This is a genomic window from uncultured Cetobacterium sp., assembly GCF_947039425.1.
In the GTDB taxonomy this organism is placed as follows: Bacteria; Fusobacteriota; Fusobacteriia; order Fusobacteriales; family Fusobacteriaceae; genus Cetobacterium_A.
Genome location: NZ_CAMQYW010000068.1, coordinates 1 through 7564, shown reverse-complemented (window position 1 = coordinate 7564; position 7564 = coordinate 1). Strand labels below are relative to the sequence as shown.

General features: G+C 27.7%; 7 protein-coding genes and 1 other RNA gene. 5 read left to right on the top strand and 3 right to left on the bottom strand.

Features of this window, described 5'->3' with window-relative positions:
- The coding region (locus Q0V09_RS05335) for an NADP-dependent malic enzyme (protein ID WP_297487515.1) at positions 1–953 on the top strand (953 nt) is incomplete at its 5' end.
- Between the two features lie 35 nt (positions 954–988).
- Here Q0V09_RS05335 and Q0V09_RS05330 read toward each other — a convergent pair.
- Positions 989–2293 carry a hemolysin family protein gene (locus tag Q0V09_RS05330; RefSeq protein WP_297487513.1) on the bottom strand — a complete coding sequence of 435 codons (1305 nt, stop codon included), beginning with the start codon at positions 2291–2293 and terminating at the stop codon, positions 989–991.
- Positions 2281–3114, bottom strand: a complete 834-nt coding sequence (gene dapF / locus Q0V09_RS05325) for a diaminopimelate epimerase (RefSeq protein ID WP_297407456.1) — start codon at positions 3112–3114, stop codon at positions 2281–2283. The genes Q0V09_RS05330 and dapF overlap by 13 nt, the downstream gene beginning before the upstream one ends.
- Positions 3115–3324: 210 nt before the next feature.
- Between dapF and Q0V09_RS05320 the strand changes: the two genes are divergently transcribed.
- The 4 genes from Q0V09_RS05320 to ffs all read left to right on the top strand — a co-directional run bounded on the left by Q0V09_RS05320 (position 3325) and on the right by ffs (position 7246).
- Positions 3325–4908: a ClC family H(+)/Cl(-) exchange transporter gene (locus tag Q0V09_RS05320; RefSeq protein ID WP_297407455.1), complete on the top strand. Its 1584-nt coding sequence runs from the start codon at positions 3325–3327 to the stop codon at positions 4906–4908.
- Positions 4909–5006: 98 nt separating this feature from the next.
- Complete coding sequence (gene fabG / locus Q0V09_RS05315) at positions 5007–5732, top strand: 3-oxoacyl-[acyl-carrier-protein] reductase (RefSeq protein WP_297487512.1); 726 nt, start codon at positions 5007–5009, stop codon at positions 5730–5732.
- Between the two features lie 63 nt (positions 5733–5795).
- Complete coding sequence (locus Q0V09_RS05310; protein ID WP_297487510.1) at positions 5796–7091, top strand: hypothetical protein; 1296 nt, start codon at positions 5796–5798, stop codon at positions 7089–7091.
- Between the two features lie 56 nt (positions 7092–7147).
- Positions 7148–7246, top strand: an RNA gene (ffs, locus tag Q0V09_RS05305) — signal recognition particle sRNA small type.
- A 123-nt stretch (positions 7247–7369) separates the two neighbouring features.
- Here the strand turns inward: ffs and Q0V09_RS05300 are convergent.
- On the bottom strand, positions 7370–7564 hold a 195-nt coding region (locus Q0V09_RS05300; protein ID WP_297487509.1), incomplete at its 5' end, for a transposase.

The following is a 7564-nucleotide window of genomic DNA, read 5'->3' as shown; positions in this document are numbered from 1 at the left end:
GACTTGGAAATATTGGCCCTGAAGCTGGATTACCTGTAATGGAAGGAAAAGCTATTTTATTTAAAGAGTTTGCTAATGTAGATGCTTTTCCTATTTGTTTAGACACTCAAGATACAGAAGAGATTATTAGAACTGTTAAATTAATTGCTCCTGGTTTTGGAGGAATTAATTTAGAAGATATATCTGCTCCTAGATGTGTAGAAATCGAAACTAGACTAAAAGCAGAATTAGATATTCCAGTTTTCCATGATGACCAACATGGTACTGCTATCGTTGTTGTAGCTGCTCTTATTAACTCTTTTAAATTAGTTAATAAATCTTTTGAAACAGCTAAATTTATTGTTAGTGGTGCTGGTGCTGCTGGAAGTTCAATTATTAAACTTTTAATTAAAATGGGAGCCAAAAATATTGTTGTAAATGATATTGATGGAATTATTAATAAAGATGATTTAAATTCATATAATTTCTTAAAAAGAGAGATTGGAGAAATTACTAACCCTGAAAATATTAAAGGTGGATTAGCTGAAGCTGTTAAGGGTTCTGATGTTTTTATTGGTGTTTCTGCTGCAAATATCTTATCTATTGATATGGTTAAAACAATGAACAGTGATGCTATTGTTTTTGCAATGGCAAATCCAAGTCCTGAAATAATGCCAGAAGATGCTATTGCTGGTGGAGCAAAAATTATTGGTACTGGTAGATCAGACTATCCTAATCAAGTTAATAATGTTCTTGCCTTTCCTGGAATATTTAGAGGAGCTTTAGATGCTAAAGCTAAAAAGATAACTGAAGAGATGAAAATAGCTGCTGCTGTTGGAATTGCTAAATTAGTATCCAATGAAGAACTAGCTTATGATTATGTTATTCCTGATGCCTTTGATTCTAGAGTTTCAACAGTTGTTGCAAATGAAGTTAAGCGTATCGCTATTGAGCAAAATATTACTAGAAATTAAAAAAATGGATTGTGCTTAAATAAGCACAATCCATTTTAATTTTCATCTTCTGGACTTGGTAATATAACTGGTTCTTTTTTCATAACTAGCAATTGATCTATTTTAAAATTATCTACATCTACAACTTCAAAGCTATAGTTTTCATACTCTATTAAGGCACCCTTTTTAGGAATACTTTTTAACATATACATCATAAACCCAGCTATTGTTTCATAACTATCCTCTTCTGGGAAGTATTCTATTTCCAATGCTTTTTTTACATCTTCTACAGCTGTTACCCCATCTATTAGCCATGATCCCTCTCCTCTTTTAATAATATATTCATCTTGCATAGGATAAACTACATCTCCCATTAAAGTTGAAATTACATCATTTAAAGTTATTATTCCAACAACATGTGCATATTCATTTAAAATTACTGCAAAGTCCTCTCTTGCTTCATTAAATCTATCTAACATATCTGATAATGTTAATGTATTTGGAATTATTAAAATATTTCTAATTGTTATCTCTTTTATATCTTGTAATCCACTTAACTCACCTTTTAAAATTCTAGGAAGTATATCTTTAGAATCAACATATCCGTAAATTGAGTCTATATCACTTTCACAAACTAAAAATTTAGAGTGTGGATACTCTGCTATTTTAGCTTTTATACTATCCTCTGTCTCTTCTAAAGTAAAGTATATTATTTCATCTCTTGTTGTCATTGCTGATGAAACCCAACGTTGTTCTAATTCAAATACATTTTCAATTAAATGATGCTCTCTAGTATGAACCACTCCTGCTTCTGCTCCTGCATCTACTAAAGCAAAAATATCTTCATGAGTTATCATATCTTCTCTTGAATGAGGTGTATTAAAAATTTTAAATACTAAATCTGCAACACTACTAAATATCCAAACTATTGGTGTTAGTAATTTAATTGTAAACATCATTGGATTTACTAAAGAAACTGCTGTTTTTTCTGGATATACCATTGCTAGTCTTTTGGGTATTAAATCAGCAAACTCTATAAATGATCCTGTTACACATGTAAAAGATATTAAAAATGCTAAAGTCTGATTTCCTACTATTTCTAAAAGTACTGGTGTAAAAACATCATTACCAACTATACCTGCTAATATTGCAACTATATTTACTCCAATTTGTACTGTAGTAAAGAAATTTCCCGGATTACTTTGTAAATCTAATACTTTTTGTGCATTTGCATTTCCTTCATCAACTAATAATTGTAACTTTATTTTTCTTGCTCCTGCTAAAGATATCTCTGCCATTGAGAAAAACGCACTGGTTAAAATCAATAAAACTATAAATAAAATTTTTCCTATAATCCCCATTTTACATCTCCTTCAAATGTGGTTTCTGCCCCACCTGTCATAAATATTTCATCATTTAATAACTTAATTTTCAATATTCCACCTTCAGTTTCTACTACGACATCATTTTCTAATAAATTTAATCTATTTCCTATATATACGCTAGCACAAGATCCTGTCCCACATGCTAGTGTTCTCCCAGCTCCTCTTTCCCAAGTTTTTATTTTTATATTATTTCTATCAAGAATTTGGATAAAATTAACATTTGTATTTCTAGGAAAATTTTGATGCTTTTCTATAACGCTTCCTATTCTATTTATATCAATCTTCTCTAGCTCTTTACAAACAATAACAGTATGAGGAACTCCAACTAAAACTGAAGAATAAATTATTTTATTTCCATCTATAATTAAATCATCCTCTAAAGCTTCTTTTTTATTAGTTAATACTGGAACTAAACTTGGATCCATTCTTCCTCTTCCCATTGATATTGTAACTTCTAAAACCTCACTTCCTAAAACTTTTAATTTTGAAGTCTTTATTCCATCACCTGTTTCTATATTTATTATCTTATCTTTTATTAACCCCTCTTCATATATGAATTTAGAGAAACATCTAATACCATTACCACACATCTCTCCTCTTGATCCATCTGAATTATAATATACCATTTGAATATCAGCACAGGCACTAGCTTCTGCAATCATTATCCCATCTCCGCCAACACCAAAACGTCTATCACACAATTTTTTTGCCATTTCTGAATAATTTTCATATTTATTATTGATTCCATCAAATAATAAAAAATCATTTCCTGCACCTTGCATCTTTTTAAACTTCAAAACGATCACTCCCTATTTAAGCTAAATACATAGTCTTATTATATATTTTACCTTATAGTTTAATTTTAATCAAGCACTCTTAGAATCCTTTGATTATCCTTTACTTTTATTCTTGTTTATGCTAAGATTTTTAATGAAATTGTTTTTTATAGTGCCTTTATTTTTAAAATAAAAACACTATTGAACATAATATATTTACAAGGAGATTTTATGGACAAAAGCAGAGAAATAAGTGACCATGTGGAACTCCTCAACAAAGGTCATAGTGCTCTTTATGCTCTATGTATTTTAGTTGGGATTATCACAGGTATAATCGTATCTATATACAGATACGCTTTAACTATTGCAGGAGGATTAAGAGATAAATACATTAGTGTAGATCTTCTTTCTGATCCCCTTAAACTTTTTTTAATTTGGGTAGGATTTATTTTAATTGGAGCAATTGTAGATTATTTATCTAGAAAATTCCCTATTACTGGTGGAAGTGGTATTCCACAGGTTAAAGCACTACTTCTAAAAAAATTAGAATATGTTGCTTGGTTTAAAGAATTATTAGTTAAATTCTTTGGTGGATTACTTGGAATTGGAGCAGGTCTATCATTAGGTAGAGAAGGTCCTTCAGTTCAGATAGGTTCATATGTTGGGTACGGATTAACTAAACTATTTAAAAGAGATTATACAGAAAGTAAATATTTAGTAACATCTGGAGCTAGTGCTGGTTTAGCTGGAGCTTTTGGAGCCCCACTTGCAGGAGTAGTATTTAGTATGGAAGAAATCCATAGATTTTTTTCATCTAAACTTATTATATGTATCTTTTTAGCAAGTATTTTTTCAGATTTTATTGCTAGAAGAATATTTGGAATTCAAACAGCATTTAATTTAATGGTTAAATATCCAAATAACATAAACCCATATTTACAATTTACTTTATTTGTAATTTTTGGAGTTTTTATAGCATTTTTCGGTAAATTATTTACAGTTTCTCTACTAAAATCACAAGATATTTTCAAACAAACTAAACTACCTAGAATAGTTAAAATCTCTTTTGTTATGACTTTATCTTTTATTTTATGTTTTGTTATGCCTGATATGACTGGTGGAGGTCATCACTTAGTTGAACATTTACCATTTAGAAATCAAACTATTATATTTTTATTAGTTATGTTTTTTATTAAACTATTTTTTACTACTATTTCATATGCCACAGGATTTCAAGGAGGAATTTTCCTACCTATGTTAGTTCTTGGTGCTATTTTAGGTAAAGTTTATGGTTTATTATTAATGAATATTTTTGGATTTGGTCCTGAATTTATTGTTCACTATATGATTTTAGGTATGGCTGGATATTTTGTTGCTGTTGTTAGAGCTCCTATTACTGGTGCCATTTTAATTCTTGAAATGACTGGTAATTTTGATCATTTACTTGCAATAGCTACTGTTTCAATAGTTGCATATTATGTTACTGAACTTCTAAAAATGGAACCTATATATGAAATTCTTTATGAAAGAATGGATAAGAAAAAACTTCCTGGAGATTTAGATGATTCAAAAGAAAGCATTAAGAAAACTTTAATTTGTATACCTGTTATTGCTGAGTCAAAATTTGATGACAGACTTATCAGAGAAATATCTTGGCCTGAAGATGTTTTAGTTGTTTCAATTAGAAGATCTGATATTGAGCATATCCCTAAAGGAGATTCTCGTATCTTAGCTGGAGATGTATTAGTTTTACTTCTTCCAGAAAAAACTGCCGAAGAAATCAATGAAGAATTTTTCAAATTAGGAACAGAATAATCAAGAAATAATTTATTGACTTTTTCTAAAAATGATTATACTATTAAATGACACATGTTTTTTTAAAATATTTTTGAAATTTATAGGAGGTTCATATTATGAATAGAGTCGAAGGAAAAATCGCTTTAGTTACAGGTAGTGCTAGAGGAATTGGAAGAACTATCGTTGAAAAATTAGCATCAGAAGGTGCTGAATTAGTAATCTCATGTGATATGGGTGAAACAACTTTTGAACAAACTAATGTTAGACATGAAATTTTAAATGTAACAGATAGAGAAGCTATAAAAGAGCTTATTAAAAAAATAAAAAATGAATTTGGAAGAATTGATATTTTAGTTAACAACGCAGGTATTACAAAAGATGGTGCTTTTGTAAGAATGAGTGAAGATGCTTGGGATGCTGTTATCAATGTAAACTTAAAAGGTGTTTTCAACGTTACTCAAGCTGTTGCTCCTTTAATGACTAAAAACAAAAAAGGATCAATAGTTACAATTTCATCTGTTGTTGGTCTTTATGGAAATATTGGACAAACTAACTATTCAGCTACTAAAGGTGGAGTTATTGCAATGACTAAAACTTGGTCAAAAGAGCTATCTAGAAAAGGTGCTCAAGTTAGAGCTAACTGTGTAGCACCAGGTTTCATAGCAACTCCTATGACTGATGATTTACCTACAGATGTTATTCAAGGTATGTTAGATAGAACATCTCTTGGTAAATTAGGTCTGCCTGAAGATATTGCCAATGCTGTTCTTTTCTTAGCAAGTGATGATTCTTCTTATATTACTGGACAAACACTTGAAGTTAGTGGTGGATTAGCACTTTAATTTCAGCTAATAAAGGCAAGAATATTATATATTCTTGCCTTTATTTAATATTAGGAGGTTCCCATGAAAAAAAAATTACTTATACCTTTTTCTATTATAATTGGTATTTTTATTGCTCTTATACTTATTAAAGATTTTTCTTTAAAGTATCTTATTGAAAAAGAAGCTTCTAAAGCTTTGAATGAAAAAGTTTCAATTAGTTATGCTCATTTAAATATTTTATCTCAGGATATTACTTTAACAGATTTAAATCTACCTAAGGAAAAAATATTTGTTAATAAAATTAAACTTGATTTTAACATTTTTGATATCCTTAATAAAAAACAAATTAATATTAAAAATTTAAATATTGAAAAAATATCTTTTGTTGAAAATAAAAATAAAAATGAAGACATTAAAATAATTTCTAAAAAACAAAATAAAACTAATAATAATAAAGTTTCTAATGTCTTTTTTTCACAATTAACTAAAGAAGTCGCTTTAGAAAACAACATATCTGATATTTTTTCTGGAAATTTTAGTTCAAAAACTGTAACTAAAAATCTTTCTAATAATTTCTTTAATTTTTTAATTAAAAATACAGATTATGTTGACATTATTTTAGAAAAACAACTTAATAAAAAAATTAAAAACAATTTAATGGAATTTAATGAAAAATATTTAAATCTAATTTCAAAACTTGAAAAATTAAAAAATCAAACTCCACCAAAATATCAATTAAATATCAATAATATAAATTTTAGTGGAGATATTAATAGTATTCAATTTAATGGAAATATTAAAAACATTTCCAATGATTTTAACAAATCTATTTCAATACCATTAACTATTAATTTTAATCAAAATGAAAACTCTGGAAAACTTTATGGAGATTTTAATATATATACCCTTGTTGGTAAATTTTATTTAGATATACCTAATATTAATTTAACTAAACTAAATATTTCAAAAAATTTCATTAAGCAAGGTTCATTATCTATTAAACAAAATATTTCAATAAATAATAGAAATATCAATATTACTGGAGATACAAAAGTATCTAATCTTCTGCTTAATAAAGAAGTTTTAATCAATAGTATAGATACAACATCTTTAAATAGAGAGCTCCTACTAAAAATATTAGATTTTGTTGATTTAAACATAACTTCTTTCTCAGGAAATACTAATTATTCTAATCAGAATAATTTTATATCCCTAAAAACTAGCTTACCTGAACAACTAAAAGGTATTCTTATTAGAAATAAAGAAATTTTACATTCTGATATTTCTAAAACTATTGAAAATCACTACAAAGATGTTATTCAAGAGAAAAAAAATAGCATAAATAACTTTTTAAATAAATTTAAAGATATTTTTTAAACTTTATCTTGAATTTGAATTTATTTAATGGTATAATTATTAGGTCACAAGTGTGGCATTAAGAGCCTTATGGCGTATTTGTATCGAACCGTGTCAGATCTGGAAGGAAGCAGCACTAAGGTATTAAATGCGGGTATAAGATTTTCTTGATGTTGCCTTGTGACATTTTTTATTTTTTGAACTTTTCTAAGTAACTACTTAGGTAGCAAATTTACAAAAAATTAAAAATAGCTAAATAATAGGAGATTTCTGCTCAATTTATACAGAAGTCTCCTTTTTTATTTAGCTATATATCCTCTTATTCTACAAAATATTTTAGAATCTAATTCACTTCGAAAAGTACCTTGTATTTTACTTTTAACCTTGATATTTCGAATTTCTCTTTCTGCTGCATTGTTTGTAAAAATTTCTACATTTCTTTCTGTAAAAAATTTCAATACATCTTCATATCGAGATAGTCGTTTAAGTAAATT

Coding starts and splice junctions, on each gene's coding strand:
- Q0V09_RS05330 (WP_297487513.1), bottom strand. CDS start 2,293: ATGGGGATTATAGGAAAAATTTTATTTATAGTTTTATTGATTTTAACC.
- Q0V09_RS05320 (WP_297407455.1), top strand. CDS start 3,325: ATGGACAAAAGCAGAGAAATAAGTGACCATGTGGAACTCCTCAACAAA.
- fabG (WP_297487512.1), top strand. CDS start 5,007: ATGAATAGAGTCGAAGGAAAAATCGCTTTAGTTACAGGTAGTGCTAGA.
- Q0V09_RS05310 (WP_297487510.1), top strand. CDS start 5,796: ATGAAAAAAAAATTACTTATACCTTTTTCTATTATAATTGGTATTTTT.